At 58.5% G+C, this 17,800-nt stretch carries 13 protein-coding genes; 5 read left to right on the top strand and 8 right to left on the bottom strand.

Annotated features, from left to right (window positions below; all coding sequences use genetic code 11):
* Positions 1-217: 217 nt before the first annotated feature.
* Complete coding sequence (locus tag JFU11_RS26980) at positions 218-1,429, bottom strand: pyridoxal phosphate-dependent aminotransferase (protein ID WP_123723251.1); 1,212 nt, start codon at positions 1,427-1,429, stop codon at positions 218-220.
* A 225-nt stretch (positions 1,430-1,654) separates the two neighbouring features.
* On the opposite strand from JFU11_RS26980, the gene msrB reads away from it, so the two are divergent.
* The 3 genes from msrB (at position 1,655) to JFU11_RS26965 (ending at position 3,215) form a co-directional block, all read left to right on the top strand.
* On the top strand, positions 1,655-2,050 hold the full coding sequence (msrB, locus tag JFU11_RS26975) for a peptide-methionine (R)-S-oxide reductase MsrB (RefSeq protein WP_123723198.1): 396 nt from the start codon (positions 1,655-1,657) through the stop codon (positions 2,048-2,050).
* A gap of 221 nt (positions 2,051-2,271) precedes the next feature.
* Positions 2,272-2,757, top strand: coding sequence for a glutathione peroxidase (locus JFU11_RS26970; protein ID WP_123723199.1), 486 nt, complete (start codon positions 2,272-2,274; stop codon positions 2,755-2,757).
* Positions 2,754-3,215 (top strand): MarR family transcriptional regulator, encoded by a 462-nt coding sequence (locus JFU11_RS26965; protein ID WP_038982224.1) that lies wholly within the window; start codon positions 2,754-2,756, stop codon positions 3,213-3,215. Before JFU11_RS26970 ends, JFU11_RS26965 begins: the two co-directional genes overlap by 4 nt.
* Here JFU11_RS26965 and JFU11_RS26960 read toward each other — a convergent pair.
* Entirely contained in the window at positions 3,199-5,520 is a 2,322-nt protein-coding gene (locus JFU11_RS26960; RefSeq protein ID WP_201121416.1) for a response regulator, read from the bottom strand. The two genes, JFU11_RS26965 and JFU11_RS26960, sit on opposite strands and share 17 nt — an antisense overlap.
* A 154-nt stretch (positions 5,521-5,674) precedes the next feature.
* On the opposite strand from JFU11_RS26960, the gene JFU11_RS26955 reads away from it, so the two are divergent.
* Entirely contained in the window at positions 5,675-6,565 is an 891-nt protein-coding gene (locus tag JFU11_RS26955) for an ATP-binding protein (protein WP_052963990.1), read from the top strand.
* On the top strand, positions 6,562-7,044 hold the full coding sequence (locus tag JFU11_RS26950; protein ID WP_201062647.1) for a GAF domain-containing protein: 483 nt from the start codon (positions 6,562-6,564) through the stop codon (positions 7,042-7,044). The genes JFU11_RS26955 and JFU11_RS26950 overlap by 4 nt, the downstream gene beginning before the upstream one ends.
* Here the strand turns inward: JFU11_RS26950 and JFU11_RS26945 are convergent, their stop codons facing one another.
* The 6 genes from JFU11_RS26945 to JFU11_RS26920 all read right to left on the bottom strand — a co-directional run bounded on the left by JFU11_RS26945 (position 7,045) and on the right by JFU11_RS26920 (position 17,715).
* Complete coding sequence (locus JFU11_RS26945; protein ID WP_201062645.1) at positions 7,045-9,990, bottom strand: HD domain-containing phosphohydrolase; 2,946 nt, start codon at positions 9,988-9,990, stop codon at positions 7,045-7,047. It lies immediately after the preceding gene.
* A gap of 49 nt (positions 9,991-10,039) precedes the next feature.
* A complete protein-coding gene (locus tag JFU11_RS26940; RefSeq protein WP_201121415.1) occupies positions 10,040-13,684 on the bottom strand; it encodes a transporter substrate-binding domain-containing protein in 3,645 nt (1,214 codons plus the stop codon).
* 8 nt (positions 13,685-13,692) lie between these two features.
* Positions 13,693-14,319, bottom strand: a complete 627-nt coding sequence (locus JFU11_RS26935; protein ID WP_052963981.1) for a response regulator transcription factor — start codon at positions 14,317-14,319, stop codon at positions 13,693-13,695.
* 256 nt (positions 14,320-14,575) lie between these two features.
* Positions 14,576-14,980 (bottom strand): response regulator, encoded by a 405-nt coding sequence (locus JFU11_RS26930; protein WP_123723203.1) that lies wholly within the window; start codon positions 14,978-14,980, stop codon positions 14,576-14,578.
* 172 nt (positions 14,981-15,152) lie between these two features.
* Positions 15,153-16,484, bottom strand: coding sequence for a deoxyguanosinetriphosphate triphosphohydrolase (locus JFU11_RS26925; protein WP_201062641.1), 1,332 nt, complete (start codon positions 16,482-16,484; stop codon positions 15,153-15,155).
* Positions 16,485-16,551: 67 nt separating this feature from the next.
* On the bottom strand, positions 16,552-17,715 hold the full coding sequence (locus JFU11_RS26920; RefSeq protein ID WP_123723204.1) for an EAL domain-containing protein: 1,164 nt from the start codon (positions 17,713-17,715) through the stop codon (positions 16,552-16,554).
* Between the last annotated feature and the right edge of the window lie 85 nt (positions 17,716-17,800).

Genomic DNA, 17,800 nt, shown 5'->3' with positions numbered 1-17,800 from the left:
TACAGCAACAGTCTAGCGGCTTGAAGGGCATTTCCGACGTCGGCATGGGAAACGGTTGTCAGCCAATTAGCCTCGCAGGCCCCCGCCGTTGTTAGGCGCGGGCATGAAACGTGTCATCAGTCAGCGCTTGAAGCAACGATGCAGGGTAGGGTGCAAAGATATGTTGCTGAATTAATCACCGTGCGACTTTAACCAGCGTCGCACGGTGACAGGCCACTTACTGGCGGTAGGATTTGAGGAAGTTACCGATCCGGCCAATCGCCTGATCCAGGTCGTCGAGCCGTGGCAGGGTGACCACACGGAAGTGGTCCGGCCATGGCCAGTTGAAGGCCGTGCCCTGTACCACCAGCAGCTTCTCCGAGAGCAGCAGGTCGAGCACGAATTTCTCGTCATTGTGGATCGGGCAGACTTTCGGATCGATCCGCGGGAACGCATACAGCGCGCCCATCGGCTTGACGCAGCTCACGCCCGGAATGTCGTTCAGCAGTTCCCAGGTACGATTGCGCTGTTCCAGCAGACGCCCTTGCGGCAGCACCAGATCGTTGATGCTCTGATAGCCGCCCAGCGCGGTCTGGATAGCGTGCTGGCTCGGCACGTTGGCACACAGGCGCATGTTGGCCAGTATGTCGATGCCTTCGATGTAGCTCTGTGCGTGGTGTTTCGGACCGGAAATGGCGATCCAGCCGGAACGGAAGCCAGCCACGCGATAGGATTTGGACAGGCCGTTGAAGGTCAGGCACAGCAAGTCTGGCGCCAGTGAGGCGGTGCAGATGTGCACGGCGTCGTCGTACAGGATCTTGTCGTAGATCTCGTCGGAGAACACCACCAGATTGTGCTGACGGGCCAGTTCCAGCATGCCCAGCAGCACTTCCTTCGAATACACCGAGCCGGTCGGGTTATTCGGGTTGATGATCACCAGCGCCTTGGTGTTCGGGGTGATCTTGGCCTTGATGTCGGCCAGGTCCGGCCACCAGTTGGCCTGCTCGTCGCACAGGTAATGCACCGGGTTGCCGCCCGCCAGGCTTACTGCAGCCGTCCACAGCGGGTAGTCGGGAGCTGGCACCAGCACTTCGTCGCCGTTGTTGAGCAGGGCCTGCATCGACATCACGATCAGCTCGGAAACGCCGTTGCCCAGATAGATGTCTTCGATGCCGACGCCTTCCACCTGCTTTTGCTGGTAGTACTGCATCACGGCCTTGCGGGCGCTGAACAGACCCTTGGAGTCGCTGTAGCCTTGGGCGGTCGGCAGGTTGCGGATCACGTCCTGAAGGATTTCATCCGGTGCTTCGAAACCAAAGGGCGCCGGGTTGCCGATGTTCAGCTTGAGGATGCGATGGCCTTCCTCTTCCAGGCGTTTGGCGTGCTTGAGCACTGGGCCGCGAATGTCGTAGCAGACGTTGGCGAGCTTGTTCGATTTGCTGACCTGCATGGCGATGTGTTCCCGAAAATGAACGATCCAGGCGGCGTATGAACGACCGTACTGGTAATCCTGCGTATTCACACAGGCCTGACGCCTTGAGTGGCGGCACTCATAATCCGTTTGAATGCGCGTGGTCTGGCTGCCAGACTGGCGTTTGACGAGGCGCAATCATACGTGCCGCTCGATCCGTGGAAAAGGTACAGATCGGGCTTTTTCAGCTGCTGAGGTGTGATCATGGAAAAGTTGGAAAAAACCCTGGAAGAATGGCGGGCCATGCTCGATCCGGAGCAGTATAACGTTTGCCGCCTCAAGGGCACCGAGCGGCCATTCTCCGGTAAGTACAACGACAGCAAGGTCGACGGTGTTTACCACTGCATTTGTTGCAACGCGCCGCTGTTCGACTCAAAGACCAAATTTGATTCCGGCTGCGGCTGGCCGAGCTTCTACGCGCCGATCGGCGACAGCGCGATGGTCGAGATCCGTGATGTCAGCCACGGCATGATCCGCACCGAAGTGGTCTGCGCCAAATGCGATGCTCACTTGGGGCATGTGTTCCCGGACGGTCCGCCGCCAACCGGCCTGCGTTATTGCATCAACTCGGTGTGCCTGGACCTCGTTCCCCGCGAATAATATGCATCGTTGCGCAGTGTCGCGGATGTACCTTGCTTAATGTAGGAGCTGCCGAAGGCTGCGATCTTTTGATCTTTTAGACCGCTGAAGATCAAAAGATCGCAGCCTTCGGCACCTCCTACGATGAGGAATGCGTGCGGGCATCTATTGATTTATTAAATTGCACACAATTCAATTGCTCGCTATGTTTGGTCTTTGTTCTTCCATTCGGAGTTCGTGCCATGAGCGACAACCTGCTGAGCATCCCGTGCACCACCATCAAGGGCGAGCAAAAGACCCTGGCCGATTTCGCCGGCAAAGCGGTGCTGGTGGTCAACACCGCCAGCAAATGCGGGTTCACCCCGCAGTACAAAGGCCTCGAAGAGTTGTGGCAGACCTACAAGGATCAAGGCCTGGTGGTGCTCGGCTTTCCCTGCAATCAGTTCGGCAAGCAAGAGCCGGGCAACGAGGGGGCGATTTCCGAGTTCTGCGAGTTGAATTACGGAGTGAGTTTCCCGCTATTCAAGAAGATCGAAGTGAATGGTTCCGACGCCCATCCACTGTTCGTTCAGCTGAAAAAGCGCGCACCGGGCGTGCTGGGTTCCCAAGGCATCAAGTGGAACTTCACCAAGTTCCTGATAGGCAAGGACGGCCAGTTGGTCAAGCGCTTTGCTCCGGCGACCAAACCGCAGGACCTGAGCCGCGAGATCGAAGCCCTGCTCAAATGAACACGTTGTCAGTTGATTCGCTAAAGCTCGACAGTCAGCTTTGTTTCAAGCTGTACGCCGCTTCTCGGGCGGTGATCCGTGCCTACAAGCCGATGCTCGATCAGTTGGGCCTGACCTACCCGCAATACCTGGCGATGCTGGTGCTGTGGGAATGGCAGGAGGCGGCGCCGGAGCAGCCGACGGTCAAGGCCTTGGGTGAGCGCCTGGCGCTGGATTCCGGGACCCTGACGCCGCTGCTCAAGCGGCTTGAGCAACTGCAGCTGGTGCAGCGTCAGCGTTCGGCGCGCGATGAGCGTGAGGTGCACTTGAGCCTGTCGCCCGCCGGCAAGGCCTTGCGCGATCAGGTCGGGCCGCTCAAGGCCCGGCTGTTGTGCGATAGTGGCGTCGATCTTGATCGCCTGAATGATCTGCGCGATGGCCTCGATCACCTGCTGGGGCAAATCAAAGCACTGTCGTAGTGGGTATCCATAAGTCGAGCAGGGCGGCCAGTTCTTCCCGGCGGAAGGGTTTGGCCAGATAGTCACTCATGCCCGCCGCACGGCAGCGTTCGCGTTCTTCGGACATGGCGTTGGCGGTCAGGGCGACGATGGGCAGCTGTGGCCAACGCCCGCTGCGACGGATCTGCCGGCTGGCTTCATAGCCGTCCATCACCGGCATGTTGCAGTCCATCAGCACCAGATCGAATTCGCTCTGCTCAAGCTGATCCAGCGCTTCGCCGCCGTGGGCCGCGATGCTCACCTCGCAACCGAGTTTTCCGAGCATTCCCTTGGCCACCAACTGATTGACCGGGTTGTCTTCCACCAACAGGATGCGTCCGCGTCGCTGGGGTGAGATGGCTTCGATCCGGGCACCGTTGATTGTGGTGAGTTCCGGCTGCAAGATCCGCCGCAATGCCTGATAAAGCGCGTTGCGCGCCAAAGGCCGCGCCTGCTGCTGCAAAGGCGCCAAGGCGCTGGCTTGCTCGCCGGGCAGAAAACTGCCGTAAGCGGTCACCAGCAGGATCGGCGCGGTGAAGGTTGGGCGCAGGCCAAACAGGCATTCGGGGCAGTCGGTGATCAGTACATCCGGCTCCAGGCCGATTAACCGGTCATCGATGGAGCGCTGCTGATAGTCGAGCCCCCAGCCGGGCAGCAGACTGCTCAACAGTTCCGCCAGACCGCTGCTGGCGGCGGTGATCGCGACGATGTTGCCCCGCAGGGCTGCCGGAGAAATGGCCCGGGTATGGCAGGGCAGGGGCAGATCGGCGCAGAACTGGCTGCCGAAGCCCGCTTCCGAACTGATCGTAAGACGCCCTTGCATGGCTTCGCAGAGGCTATAAGTCAGCGCCAGGCCCAACCCGGTCCCGCCGAATTGCCGGGTAATGCCGGCACCGGCCTGGGTGAACGGCTGGAAGATTTTGACCTGCGCATCCTGGGCGATGCCGATGCCAGTGTCGCAGACTTCGATCCGTACGCCGTCTTCGAACATAGAAAGACGCACATCGACCCGCCCGAAACGGGTGAATTTGAGGGCGTTGGACAACAAGTTGCTGACGATCTGCCGGACCCGGGTCGGATCACCGAGCACCAGTGCGGGGAATTGCGGGTCGATCAGGCATGCCAGCTCCACACTCGGCGCCGCGTTCTGGGACAGCAGGTTGGCGGTGTCTTCGATCAGCGAGCCAAGGTCGAATGGAATGTGTTCGAGTTCGAGCTGGCCGGCATCGAACTTCGACAGGTCGAGAATATCGTTGAGCAGCTCCACCAGTACTTTGCCCGAGTCATGGGCGATGGACAGCTGTTGCTGCTGCTCGGCATTGAGCGGACCGTCCAGCGAGAGCGCTATCATCCCCAGCAGACCGTTGAGGGGCGTGCGGATTTCATGGCTCATGTTGGCCAGGAACACCGAGCGCGCTTCGGCCATGTCCAGGGCAGTGCTGCGGGCGACTTCCAGTTCCTCGTTGGATTGGCTGAGGCGGGTATTGATCGCCTTCAGTTCCGCGGTGCGGGCCGAGACGATGTTTTCCAGTTGCGAGAGGTAGTCGGTCAGACGGTTTTCGGCGTTGCGCCGTTGCTGGATTTCGGTAGCGATATTTTCGAACTGCTGATTGGCGACCTTGACCAAGACCCCGATTTCATCGTTTTCATGCCCCGTCGGACACTCCAGCAACGTCGGTTCCGCGCTGCGCGGATCACGGCCACTGAGTTCGCGGATAACCCGCACCAGCGGTTTGGTCAGCATCACGTAAAACAGCGCCAGCAGAATGCCCGTGAGAATCAGGCTGCGCGCGAAGCCGTTGAGCAGGGTCACTTCGGCCCGGCGCAGGAAACGACTGCCGAAGGTGTAGGTATCGACTTCCAGGCGCAAGGTCCCGAGGGATTCGTCCGGCAAGTGGTCGAGATAAAGGCGGTCTTCGAACTGCCGGTTGGCGCCGAACAGGAAGTCGCTGATCATCCGGTCATTGTTTTCCAGACCCGGACGTTTGACGCTGGCCAGCACGGTACTGTTGTTGTCGGTCAATTGCGCGCCGATGATTGCCGGGGAGCGCAACAGACCCAGGGCCAGTTCCTGAGCGAGTTCGGCGTCGATGTTGTAGGCGATGCGGGATGCCGGATTATGGCTGATTTCCAGCAAGGACAGTATTTCGCGGTTGATGGAGGCGTCTTCGCTGGCATAATCGATGCCTATTTGCAGCAGGCTGAGCAGCGTGCCCAGAATGAAACCGGCCAGTACCGTAACCCTGGCTTGTTTGTACGACAGCCGCTGGCTGAACTTGATATCCATGGGATGTTGAACCACTTCCGTTTCCCTTCGCTGCTCAAGCATAGTCGATCATCAATGGATACCGATGTTCTCGCAAAACACCTGTAGGGGGTGTAGATGCTGTGTTTCGTCGTTGTACCGCCATCATTACCGTGAACGTGCCCGAGGAGAAGACGTGGATTCCCGATTGAATGCTTTTCTTGAACGCGCCGATGCCGTTCTGGCCCGTATCGAGCCGCTGCTTCCCGCGCCTCGGCAAGCCATCGACTGGACGCACTGCCTGGCCGCACGCTGGCAGCGCGAGGGGCGCAGCGGTTTTCTGTTGCCGCTGCAAGTCAGTCTGGACACGCGTTTGTCCGACTTGATCGGCGTTGACCGGCAACTGGAGCAACTGGGCCGCAACACCCAACAGTTCCTCGACGGCATGCCGGCCAACCACGCTTTGCTCTGGGGCTCGCGTGGCACCGGTAAATCGTCGCTGGTGCGCGCCTTGCTGTCGGAACACGCCAAGAGCGGCCTGCGGCTGATCGAGATCGAGCGAGATCACCTGGCGGACTTGCCGCGCGTGGTCGAGCAGATCGCAAAGTTGCCTCAGCGCTTTGTGCTGTTCTGCGATGACCTGTCGTTCGAGTCGGGCGAGGGCGATTACCGCGTGCTCAAGAGCGTGCTCGATGGTTCGCTCGAGCAGGCGCCAGACAACGTTCTGCTGTACGCCACCTCCAACCGTCGCCATCTGGTGCCGGAAAAGGAAAGCGATAACGAGAACTGGAAAAGGGTCGATGGCGAACTCCATCCCAGTGAGGCGGTGGAGGACAAGATCGCGCTGTCGGACCGTTTTGGCCTGTGGCTGTCGTTCTATCCGTTTACTCAGGAGCATTTCCTCAACGTCGTCGAACACTGGATCGGCCAATTGGCCGACAAGGCCGGCCTTGAGTGGCAGCGTGACGAAGAGCTGGACATCCTCGCAGTGCGCTGGGCCACGGGCCGGGGCAATCGCAACGGACGTTGCGCGTATCAATTTGCCCGCTATTGGGTCGGGCTGAAGCTGTTGGAGCACAAGGCATGATCGATTTACAAAAGAGCGGCCAGGGCCTGGAGGGCTACGGCATGCTATGGGCGCAGCTGGAATCATTGCTGGCAGACGAGCGTGATTTTATCGCCAACGCCGCACAATTTTCGGCGTTTCTGTTCAACCAGCTCGATGACCTGAACTGGGCCGGTTTCTACCTTAATCGCAACGAGGAACTGGTGCTTGGCCCGTTTCAGGGGCAGATCGCCTGTGTACGGATTCCATTCGGTCGCGGCGTGTGCGGGGCGGTGGCCGCCACCTTGCAGACCCAGCGGGTCGAAGATGTACATGCGTTCCCCGGGCACATCGCGTGCGACAGTGCCTCGAACAGCGAGTTGGTAGTGCCGCTGGTCAAGGACGGTCGACTGATCGGTGTGCTGGATCTCGACAGCCCGAAACTCGCACGTTTTACCGCTGACGATCAGGCCGGTATCGAACAACTGGCGGCGATTTTCCTGCGTCTGACCGATTGCTGATCAGGCCATCAAGCCGGCCTTGATCAGCAGGCTTGACGGGTCGACCGCATCAATCTGTCGTGGGTCGAGAAAACGGTTGGCGTACTGCAAGTAGACTTCGTCGTTGATGAACAGCGCGAACAACTCAGCGTCAATGTGGGCGTCACGGCACATGGTGGCCATGATGCCCAGCGCTTCACTCAAGGGCTTGGCTTTCTTGTAGGGGCGATCGGCGGCGGTCAGCGCTTCGAAAATATCGGCAATCGCCATCATCCGCGCCGGCAAGCTCATGTCTTCGCGCTTCAACCGTTTGGGATAACCGGTGCCGTCCATTTTTTCGTGGTGGCCGCCGGCAATCTCCGCGATGTTATTGAGGTGGCCGGGGAAGGGCAGGTGATTGAGCATCAGAATCGTCTGCACCATGTGATGATTGATGATGTAACGCTCCTCGCGGGTCAGGGTGCCTCGGGTGATGCTCAGGTTGTAGAGCTCGCCCCGGTTGTACTTATAGCGCGGCACGTCGAGCTTGAACCCCCAGGGATTGTCGTCCGGGATCAGTTCGCTGTCGGCACGTTCGAGCAAGTGTTCGGGTTTATCCGCCAGCAGCGGCTCGCTGACCGGCAGGGTCGGCGTCGGGGTCCGGGCCTGGCGACGGTTTTCTTCCCATGAAACGCCCAATCGATCATCCAGGGTTCGGGTCCAGGTGCGTTGGGCGATGGTGTTCAGGCGTTGCAGATCGGCCTCGGCCATGGCTTCGCTGCCGAGGTTGCAGCGGGCGATGAACGCGAAATCATCATCCAGTGCCGCCAGGTTCGCATTGCGCAATTGCGCCAGATGCTGCTCGTCACCCCCCAGGGCGATGGCCTGCCAATAGTTGATCCAGGCATCACGCTTGAGCACTTCGAAACGGGTGCGGATTTCGTGGATGCGGTCGTACAGGGTCTCAAGCTTGGTGGCTTTGTCGACCACGTATTCAGGCGTGGTGACCTTGCCGCAATCATGCAGCCAGGCAGCGATATGCAGGGTTTCCCACTCATCTTCGGTGGGCTGATAGCTGCTGAAGGCCGGGTCCTGGCTGGCCGCGGCAGCCTGCGCCAGCATCAGCGTCAATGCCGGCACCCGCTGGCAGTGCCCGCCGGTATAGGGACTCTTGGCATCGATCGCGCCAGCCAGCAGTTGAATAAAAGAGTCCAGCAGCTGTTTCTGTTTGGCTTGCAGGCGCTGACTTTCGATACTCACGGCGGCTGCGCCGGAAACCGCCTGGAGAAACGCGATGCGATCCGGACGAAGTTTTTCCAGGTCGTCTTGCGTGCCGCTGTCGGCCAGCAGCAGGACCAGCAGCCCGACGGTTTCGTTATGACGATTGTGCAGCCGGATACCGATCAGATGAACCCGTGGGCACTCCAGTGCGAGCAAAACCTTCTGCAAATCCCCCGCCTCTTCGAAACCCAGGCTGGTGACGACATTGTTGGCGCTCGACAATTTCTGCATCCATTGAGGGCTCTGCGGGTCCTGAGGCGTGTGTCCTTGAATGGCGAATGACGGCAATGCCTGTGAGCTGCCATTGATGACCAGCGCATGAGGCTCCACGCGATCGTCATCACTTTCCCGCAGGTAAAGCAGACCGGCCTGGGCCTGGCCGATTTTCACGGTTTCAAACAACACCCGTTGCAGCAGCGGGGCGAAACGGGTCTCGGCGCTCAGGCTGTCGGTGATCTGGAAAAAACTCGCCAGGGTATCTTTCATGCGCGCCATCGACACGCTCAGTTGATCGACTTCAAGCACCGGCGAGCGACGGGAGGCGGGAAAATTGAAATCGAAACTACGAATCGCATCGGCTTCCTGCACCAGGGCGTGCAAGGGTTTGACCAGGATTCTCGAGGTCAGCCAACCCATCGGCAGGCACAACAGCAGCGTCGCCAGGGTAATCAACGCGCCTTGCCAGCGCATGCGGTAGGCATCGACGAGCAATTCGTCCTCCGGCACCAGTAGCGCCAATTGCAGTCCCTGCGGGCCACCCTCCTGGATACTGCTGCGCGCCACGATCCATTGGCGGCCTGCGGCGTTCAGGCGTTTGACCTTGTGGGGGCTGGTGAGCAGCGCCGCGAGTGTGGGGCTCAGGTCAGCGGCTTTGATCAGCCGGGCCGTCTGGTCGTCGACGATCAGTTTGCTGCTGTCGGGGTAGGCGATGGCATTCCCCTCGGCATCGAACAGCACAATTTCGGTACTGGGGGTCACCAAATGTTCGGCCAGGGTTGCCGACAGTTCGGCCAGCGTGAGGTCGGCCCCCATCACTGCATGCTCGCCACTGCTCCGGGCCAGTGTGGTACCGACGTTGTGGGTGGAGAAAAAAAGGTAGGGCTCGGTGGTGATTTGATCGCGGTTGCCGCGGGCGCTGGAGAACCAGGCGCGGGCACGGGGATCGTAGGTTTCGTCGGGGTTGTCCTGACGGCTGATGAGGGCCAGGTTCTGATCGAAGAACAATGATTGGGAGCGGATCTGACCGCTGCCTGGGTGCTCGATGCTCCATACCTGATACGCCGCATTGCCTGGTGCCTTGACCTGTATTTTCAGGGCGCCGGTGCGCAAAGGACGAACCATGAAGAAGTCGCCATTGCCATAACCCAGGTACAGCGAGGCCAGATCGGGGTTGTCCTTGAGTGATTGGCTGAAGGGCTTGAGCAACGCCAGGCGCTGTTCAAGGTCGGGCGCCTGGTTCGCCGGATTGTCCGCCAGCAGGCTCAGCAGATGACGAATCGGCTGATAGGTGCGATGCAGGTCCAGGCGGACATCCTGCTCGATACGGTTGAAGAGTTTTTCGCTGCTGGAAAGAATGATCTGGGTGGTTTGCCGATAGTTGAAAATGCCCAGTACCACGCCGGTCAGTAACAACAGGAAGGTGAACATCACGCTGATATGGATATGCAGAGGAAACCGGCGTTGATCCGGGCGCAGTGGGCTGGGCATTGCAGCTTTCTCCATGATGATTAACACACTGCTCAGCCCCCAAGCATAGTTAATGCTCCTTCATTGTGCTTTTGTCATGGCGTGCCATCTGTTGTTGCAATGATTGCTCCAGTTCGAGCATGGCGCGCTCCATGGACTTGCTGCAATCGGCCACTTCATCGGGGTGGAATCTGTTTGTGCAGGCCTGTTCGAGCGCCTCGCAGCTGTCGATCAGTCGGGAGGCCTGGACGATTCGGGCCGCGCCCTTGATTTTGTGGGCAATGTCGAGGAGTGACTGCCGGTCCTTTGACTCGGCTAACGCCAGCAACGCTTTGCGGTCCAGGCGGTTGCTGTTCAGCAGTTCGGTCAACAATCGCTGGTTGAGTGTCGGGTTGCCACCGGTCAACAGGTGCAGCCCCTCCAGACTGAAGGCCGGCTCGCGGACCATCGGCGTGATGCCTTCGACCCATTGGCTCAAGGCCGTCAGGCTGAGGGGTTTGAACAGGCAATCGTCCATCCCGGCCAGTTTGCAACGTTGTCTTTCCTCCGGCTGCGCGTTGGCGGTGAAACCCAAAACGGTACAGGGAAGGCGTTGCAGGTGCTGTTCATGTTGGCGAATGGCACGGACTAGTTCATATCCATTCATGATCGGCATGTTGCAATCGGCAATCACCAGATCGAAAGGCTGATTCTTCCATGCCTCGAACCCCGCCTCGCCATCCGCCGCGACGTTGAACCGATGCCCGAGAAACTCCAGTTGCTGGCACATCAGCAAGCGATTGGCCGGATGATCATCGACCACCAGCACGTTCAAGGGCGCAGTGCTCGGGTGGATTGGCGGCTCGGCAGGTTCCGGCATCCGTTCCGTCGGCAGGGTGGCCAGGTTCAGCGAAACCCGGACCTGCGTACCGACTCCCGGCTGACTGTTCAATTGCAGGCTGCCGCTCATCATTTCGCACAGATTGCGGCTGATCACCAGGCCCAGGCCCGCACCGCCTCTGGCTGACTGGCCGGAGTTATCGGCCTGGACGAAAGGTTCGAACAACCGCTGTTGATCCTCCTCGCGGATCCCTGCGCCACTGTCTTCAACCAGTAACTGCAACTGGACCCGGTCGGGCTCGTCGGTCGGCTGCAACTCGACGTTGATCCGGACTTGCCCCTGTTGCGTAAACTTGATGGCATTGCTGATCAGATTGGACAGCACCTGCTTGAAACGCATCGGGTCCAGCAGGACATCGGTCGCCGATTTGGCAGGGCTGAATTCCAGTTGCAGTCCGAGATTTTTCTGCCGGGCCAACCCGTCGAAGATCCGCACCACCGAGGCTACGGTTTCAGCCAGATTGACGCGCTCCGGGCTCAGGCTCAGACGCCCGGATTCGATGCGCGCAATGTCAAGAATGTCCCCGATCAGTTCCAGCAGGTCTTTCGCCGAGTGGTATGCGACGTCGATGGCGGGTCGGTCCGGATGACTGTGATCGATACGTTTGAGCGTCAGTTCGAGCATGCCGATGATTGCATTCATGGGCGTGCGGATTTCATGGCTCATGGTCGCCAGAAAGGTGCTTTTAGCTCGGTTGGCAGCATCGGCTTGCTCTTTCGCGGCCCGCAGGTCATCGAACAGTTGCCGCCGTTCGCTGATGTCGATCCAGCCGCCAATGATGCCTTGCACGTCACCGCTTGAGTCGCGATAGGGAAGAATCCAGTGATAGATCGTCAGCGTGCGGCCATCGATGTGCAACGGACGGTCGAGAATCAGCGGCGTCCCTTCGGCCATGACGCGTTGGTAGTCCGCCTGATATTCCCGTGCTTCGAAGGCGTTGCCGAGGCTGCCCTGTATGACGCCTTTACCGATGATGTCTTCGCGTTTCGCGCAGAAGGTTTCCAGGTAACTGTCGTTGCAGCTTTGCAGCAATCCCTGGCGATCACGCACATAGATGGGATGAGGCGTGCCATTGACCAGCGATCGCATGAATTCCAGTTGATCGTTCAAGGCGCGCTCGGCCGCTTGCCGCTGTTTTATCTGGCGCCTCATATAGGCGTTCCAGGCAATGGATATCAGCAGCAACACGCCAGCGCCTATAACGATCTGATAGAACACGCGGTGATAGTTGCGCCAGGTACTTTGCGAAGCCGCAGAATAGCCACGCCAGCGGTTGTTGATGATGCCCAGCTCTTCCGGTGCGATGCTCAGCAGTGCCTTGTCGAGGATGGCGTTCAGTTCTTTGGCGTCGCGCCCGGTTGCCAGGGAAAACGCTGCCTGTCGGGTGCCAATGGTGGTGCTGATCTGAAGTGTCTGTTCGAAGATCCGCGATGAGATGAAGTAGTTGGCGATCACCAGTGAGTTAACCGCACCTTCTGCCTGGCCCTCGGCAAGTAACTCCACGGCACTGAACGTGTCCGGGGTTTCAACCAGATTGATCCGCGGAAACTCGCTGCGCAGGTAATCCACCAGTGGATGGCCTTGGGCGATGGCCAGGCGTTTGCCCTGCAATTGCGTGAGGTTTGTCGGGCTGTCGGCTGCTTTGCGCGTCAGCAGCACAAAGGAGTTTTCCAGATAGGGGCGGCTGAAGTTCAACGTCGTTTCACGTTGGACGCTGGGGAGCAGGGCAGCGATCAGGTCGGCCTGATGGTTAGCGATCTGCTCGATCATCTCGTCATCGCTTCGGCTGCGCCGGATTTCGAAACGCAAACCGGTGCGCAATCTGATCAGCTCGAGCAGATCAGCCGTGACACCTCGAAAGTTGCCGTCGCTGTCGAAAAACGTCAGCGGCGCAAACGCTTCATTGACCACGACGCGCACGACCGGATGTTGTGCCAGCCAGCGCTCTTCGCGGTGGCTGAGTTGCAGTTTGTGATCGGTGAGAAGAATGTCGCTGCCGGCACTCCAGCGTTTGGCGATGTTTTCCCGTTCGCTGGTGGGGATGGTCTTGAGTACCGCGTTGATGATCGCGAGCAGATTCGGGTTGTCCTTCTGCACGGCAAAGCTGAAGCCATGGGCTTCGTGTTTACCGAAGTTGGCCATGCGGATGTTGTTCAGATACCCCTTGTTGATCATGTAGTGGGTTGAAATGGTATCGCCGAGAAAAACGTCGGCCTGGTCGAAGGCAACCGCATTGATTGCATTCTGATAGGACGGATAGGAGGTGATGATTGCCTTCGGATACAGCGCCCTGACCTCGTCCAGGGGCAGATAGTGATACACCATGCTGAGCCGCATGCCGGCAAGTCCATCGGTCAGCGATCTGGTTTCTCCTTCTCGTGTCACCAGTACGGGTTGATCCACCGCATAAGGCGTGGACAGGGCAATGTCGGCATTGTTGGCCTCGAACCCATTGGCGGTGCCGAGCATGTCGACCTGGCCTTTTTCCAGCGCTTCGATCGCGGCCCCCCGGGAGGCGAAGCGCTGAACCTTGACCGGTAATCCTATCGCTTTGCCGAGGATGCCTGCGTAATCGGCGGTGAAACCTTCATAGTCATGGCCGCTGAGGGTCAGGTCGAAAGGCGGATAATCCGGGGCCGATGTCCCCAGGACCAATTCACGTTTGTCTTTGACCCATTGTCGTTGTGAGGTATCCAGTTGGACTTCCATGTGCCCGGCCGTCGAGCGACTGAGCAGGGTGTAGTGCTCGCTGGCTGTCTGAGCCGCGAGTACTGAGGTGCTCAGGCATAAACCCGCAGCCATGAGTATTAGACAATCCTTGAAACGACTGGGCATCCCGTCTCTCACACTAACGCGTTACGTTTTGCCATATCGATGAGTTCAACCAGGGATTTGGCCTTGAGTTTTTGCATGAGTCGTTTTTTATAAGTACTTACCGTCTTGTTGCTGAGAAACATGCCCTTGGCAATTTCTTTGTTGGTACGACCTTGGGCGAAAAGTTGTAATACCATCAGCTCTCGATCGTTAACGGATTTAAATAACTCCAGGTCGGCCCAGCGCTCGTCGTCACGACGAACAGGGTTCAAGGCTTGACTGGGGAAGTAGTTGTAACCTGATAAGACCGCTTTGATCGCACTCATCAGTTCACTGAGGTCTTCCTGTTTGCATACATAGCCCGATGCGCCGGACTGCATGCAGCGAATACCGAAAAGTGTCGGACACTGTGCAGTTAATACCAGTGTTTTGAGGGGTGTGCTCATGGCGTTGAAACGGGAAAGAACTTCCAGCCCATCCAGTTTGGGAATGCTGATGTCGAGGATGATCAGGTCAGGCATGCATTCGCGAACCATCTGCATTGCATCGACCCCATTGTCAGTTTCGCCGACGACTTTGTAACCTTCATGTTCCAGCAGCATTCGAACGGCGAGGCGGATGACAGGGTGATCGTCGACAATAAAAACGGAGTTCATAATCAAATCCCATACGTGCACAAATAAAGCGCGCACCTTAGCTCAGATAGTTGAGGGGCCGCATGAACTGAGGGGGCTGTAGCGGCAATATAGGAAAAGTCCTACAGCTGAAGAAGAATGGGACTACGTATCAACTAGGTTTTGCATGAGGAAAGGCAAAGGTTTGGTAGGGTTGGTCAAGCGGTTGAAAGCATTGAGTTAGAGGTTTGAATCTATATGTTGGTCATTGTTTTAGTGTGTTTGGGTTTTCGTGTTTTTATACTGAGGCCAAGGTCAATAAGTTTCTAAAGTCTGATTGTTTCAATGGCTTGATCAAGTAACCGAGCAAGGGCAGTCCATGTTCGTAAGCCATTACTTTAAGTTTTTCCAGTTCGACGGATGTCAGGCTACTCAAAAGTATCGCCTGTCTGATCATTCCCCGGTGACTGGCGTATTCGATCAAATCAAGGCCTGGAAGGTCGGGCAGGCATTGGTCGCACAGAAGAATATCGAATGGTTGCTCAGCCTTGAGCATGTGTTGCAAGGCGCCTTCGGCACTGTCAGTGGCGGTCAGTTGGGTGAAGCCATAACTCTCGAGCAAGTATTGAGTCGCCCGTAGCTGAAAGGGATGATCTTCCACCAGCAAGATGCGCCAGTCATGTTCGAACGTAGGAGTTTTCATGCGTCATCTGTCGAGCAGGGGGAGTGTGATTATTTCGCGAGACGGCCGAACAATCGATCAGTCCGCTCTGCACAAGGTGTAGGGCGATTCTGTCGACGTTGAAATACAGATGAATGTCGAGGAATTCGATCAGCCGTTCAGAGTTCTCTGATACGGCTGATCGATACATTTTTTATCGGTGGCTTGAACGACCGGTCATTTCCAGCGCCATTTCACCGGCATAGCTGTCGGTCATGCCTGCGATGAAATCAATCATGCGTAAGAAGGAGGTGTGTAAAGGGCCATTAGGATCGGGTGCATTGTTGCCTAACAGGTCGAGTATGCGGCGGTGCTTGAAGGATGGCGTGCGACCGTTGTGTTGCTCCAGTGCTGCTCCGCAAAAGGCGTTGAGCAGTATTTCCAGGGTGGTGTAGGCGCCGATTTCGTGGAGTGTCTTACGCTTGTCCTGGAAGATTTTTTTGCGCGCCATGTCTTTGGCATTCAAGACGCAGCGTTTGGCGGGGCCGTGCATGTGTTCCACCAGGTCGCCAGACAGCGTGCCGGCCAGCAGCGCGTCTTGTTGCTCGACGAACGCTCGGGCTGCTGCGTTGGTCAGGTGTTCGATGGCTTTGCCCCGCAGGATCGCCAGTTTGCGCCGACGCGAATCCTGCGGACCGAGCTGGCGATAGGTTTCCGGGAGGTCGTCGCCCACCAGGTCCAGCAGCAGGGACTCGACTTCGGCGTACTCCAACAACTCCATCTCCAGGCCATCTTCCAGATCGATCAGCGCGTAGCAAATGTCGTCGGCGGCCTCCATCAGGTACACCAGTGGATGGCGCGCCCAGCGCTGTTCGTCCAGCTGGGGCAGGCCGAGTTTATGGGCGATCTGTTCCAGCAGCGGCAGTTCGCTCTGATAGCAACCGAACTTGTGCTTCTTGTAGCCCAGAGAGTCGGCGTGTCGAGCAGTCCACGGGTATTTCAGGTAGGTGCCCAGCGTGGCGTAGGTCAGCCGTGTTCCCCCTTCGAACTGGTGGTATTCAAGCTGGGTAAGCACCCGGAAACCTTGGGCATTGCCTTCGAAATTGAGGAAGTCATTGCGTTCGGCTTCGCTCATCGCATCCAGCCAGCCACGGCCTGCGGCCTGCTGGAACCAGTGGCGGATCGCGTCTTCACCGGAATGACCGAAGGGCGGATTACCGATGTCATGGGCCAGGCAAGCCGATTGCACCACCATCCCCAGGTCGCTCGGTTCGCACCAGTCGGGCAGGGCGCTGCGGATGGTTTCACCAACGCGCATGCCCAGCGAACGGCCGACGCAGCTGACTTCCAGCGAGTGGGTCAGGCGCGTGTGGATGTGATCGTTGCTGGAGACCGGATGGACCTGGGTCTTGCGCCCGAGACGGCGAAACGCGCCCGAAAAAATGATGCGGTCGTGGTCTTTATGGAAAGGGCTGCGGCCGAGTTCTTCCGGGCTGTGCACAGGCTTTCCGAGGCGTTCGCGGGTAAGCAGGGTTTGCCAATCCAAGGCTGGTTTCTCCGTCAGGTGACTGATCCCCTAGCTTCCCGGTTCGCGCCGGTCCCTGCAAGGAGAACTACAGCCCTGCGGCATCGATATCGATGAGCAGCAACCGTTCGCCGTTATCGAAGAATTGCCCGGCGGTGAGGCAGTACTGGTTGCTGGTGGCATCGCGGTAGGTGTTGGAAAGCGTCAGCCGGCGCTCATCCCAACCCTCGGCCAGCAAGTGATAAAAGTAGGGGCGCCATGACCAGTTATGGCCCAGGTAGCGGTTATCGGCTTCCCAGCCGTTGTTGCGCCATTCCAGGTTGGGGGTCAGCTGCGTGCCGTGGCGGTCGCATTGATAAAAGCGCAACAACCAGGGAAACGCTTCCAGTTGCGGCAAGGTGCTGAGGGGCGCGCTGGCTTGAGCCCAGGCTTGCAGGATGGTCATCAGTTCGCTGAGTTGCTGGCGCATGATCATCAGGCGAGCGCGCTCAGCCAGTTTTTGCTGAACATAGCGCTGACGCAGTTGCGCGAAGCGCTCGACAAAGGCATCTGTGGCGAAGAAATCAGCTTGCGCACGGGCGAACAGAAAGCCCTGTACGTAGCGTGAACCACACTCCAGGGCAAAATTCAGTTGAGCTTCGGTTTCCACGCCCTCGGCGATAATCCAGCACCCGGTTTTCTCTGCCATTTGCGCCAGTGCCTTCACCACGTCGCTGCTGGGGCCACCCAACGCGGCGGCCTGGAACAATCGCATGTCGAGCTTGAGAATGTCCGGTTGCAGGGCCAGCACGCGATCGAGCTGAGAGTAACCGGCACCGAAATCATCGATGGCGATCCGCGCCCCGGCTTGTCGGTAGCGGGCCACGACTTCGGCCAGACGCTGGCTGTCGCCACCCAGTTCGGTGATTTCGAAGACGATTCGTTGCGCGTCGACGCCATGCCTGCTCAGCTGCTTGAGGCTTGGCAATGCCTGGTCCCGGCGCAAGCGACTGATCCAGAGCGGCGATATGTTCAGGCTGAGAAACCAGTCCGGAGGCGCTTCATGCAGACGGCTCAGGGCATCATCGCGAATCTGGCGATCGAGACGACGCAGGGCGATGGCGGGTGTTCGCGGATCGGCGAACAGCGGTCCTACCGAGGTCAGTTGACCGTCGGCCTGACGCAGTCGACCCAGCGCTTCGACGCCAGCGATGCGGCCCGTGGCGGTATCGATAAACGGCTGAAAGCAGGCGAGCGGTTGCCCGTCGATCACGAGGCCTCCTTAGTGAGGTTTTGTTCTGGGTAAACCTGGACGCCAGACAGGCACGCAGGATTAACCTCTCGATAAAGAGGTTAAT

The sequence above is a fragment of the Pseudomonas sp. TH37 genome (assembly GCF_016650735.1).
Lineage (GTDB): Bacteria > Pseudomonadota > Gammaproteobacteria > Pseudomonadales > Pseudomonadaceae > Aquipseudomonas > Aquipseudomonas farris.
Note: the sequence above shows the minus strand (reverse complement) of the source record. Positions and strands in the feature narration are given on the sequence as shown.

What these genes read in the sequence shown, in the direction of transcription:
- JFU11_RS26970 (WP_123723199.1), top strand. Translation starts at nt 2,272, where the DNA reads ATGAGCGACAACCTGCTGAGCATCCCGTGCACCACCATCAAGGGCGAG.
- JFU11_RS26940 (WP_201121415.1), bottom strand. Translation starts at nt 13,684, where the DNA reads ATGCCCAGTCGTTTCAAGGATTGTCTAATACTCATGGCTGCGGGTTTA.
- JFU11_RS26945 (WP_201062645.1), bottom strand. Translation starts at nt 9,990, where the DNA reads ATGCCCAGCCCACTGCGCCCGGATCAACGCCGGTTTCCTCTGCATATC.
- JFU11_RS26935 (WP_052963981.1), bottom strand. Translation starts at nt 14,319, where the DNA reads ATGAACTCCGTTTTTATTGTCGACGATCACCCTGTCATCCGCCTCGCC.
- JFU11_RS26965 (WP_038982224.1), top strand. Translation starts at nt 2,754, where the DNA reads ATGAACACGTTGTCAGTTGATTCGCTAAAGCTCGACAGTCAGCTTTGT.
- msrB (WP_123723198.1), top strand. Translation starts at nt 1,655, where the DNA reads ATGGAAAAGTTGGAAAAAACCCTGGAAGAATGGCGGGCCATGCTCGAT.
- JFU11_RS26980 (WP_123723251.1), bottom strand. Translation starts at nt 1,429, where the DNA reads ATGCAGGTCAGCAAATCGAACAAGCTCGCCAACGTCTGCTACGACATT.
- JFU11_RS26950 (WP_201062647.1), top strand. Translation starts at nt 6,562, where the DNA reads ATGATCGATTTACAAAAGAGCGGCCAGGGCCTGGAGGGCTACGGCATG.
- JFU11_RS26960 (WP_201121416.1), bottom strand. Translation starts at nt 5,520, where the DNA reads ATGGATATCAAGTTCAGCCAGCGGCTGTCGTACAAACAAGCCAGGGTT.
- JFU11_RS26930 (WP_123723203.1), bottom strand. Translation starts at nt 14,980, where the DNA reads ATGAAAACTCCTACGTTCGAACATGACTGGCGCATCTTGCTGGTGGAA.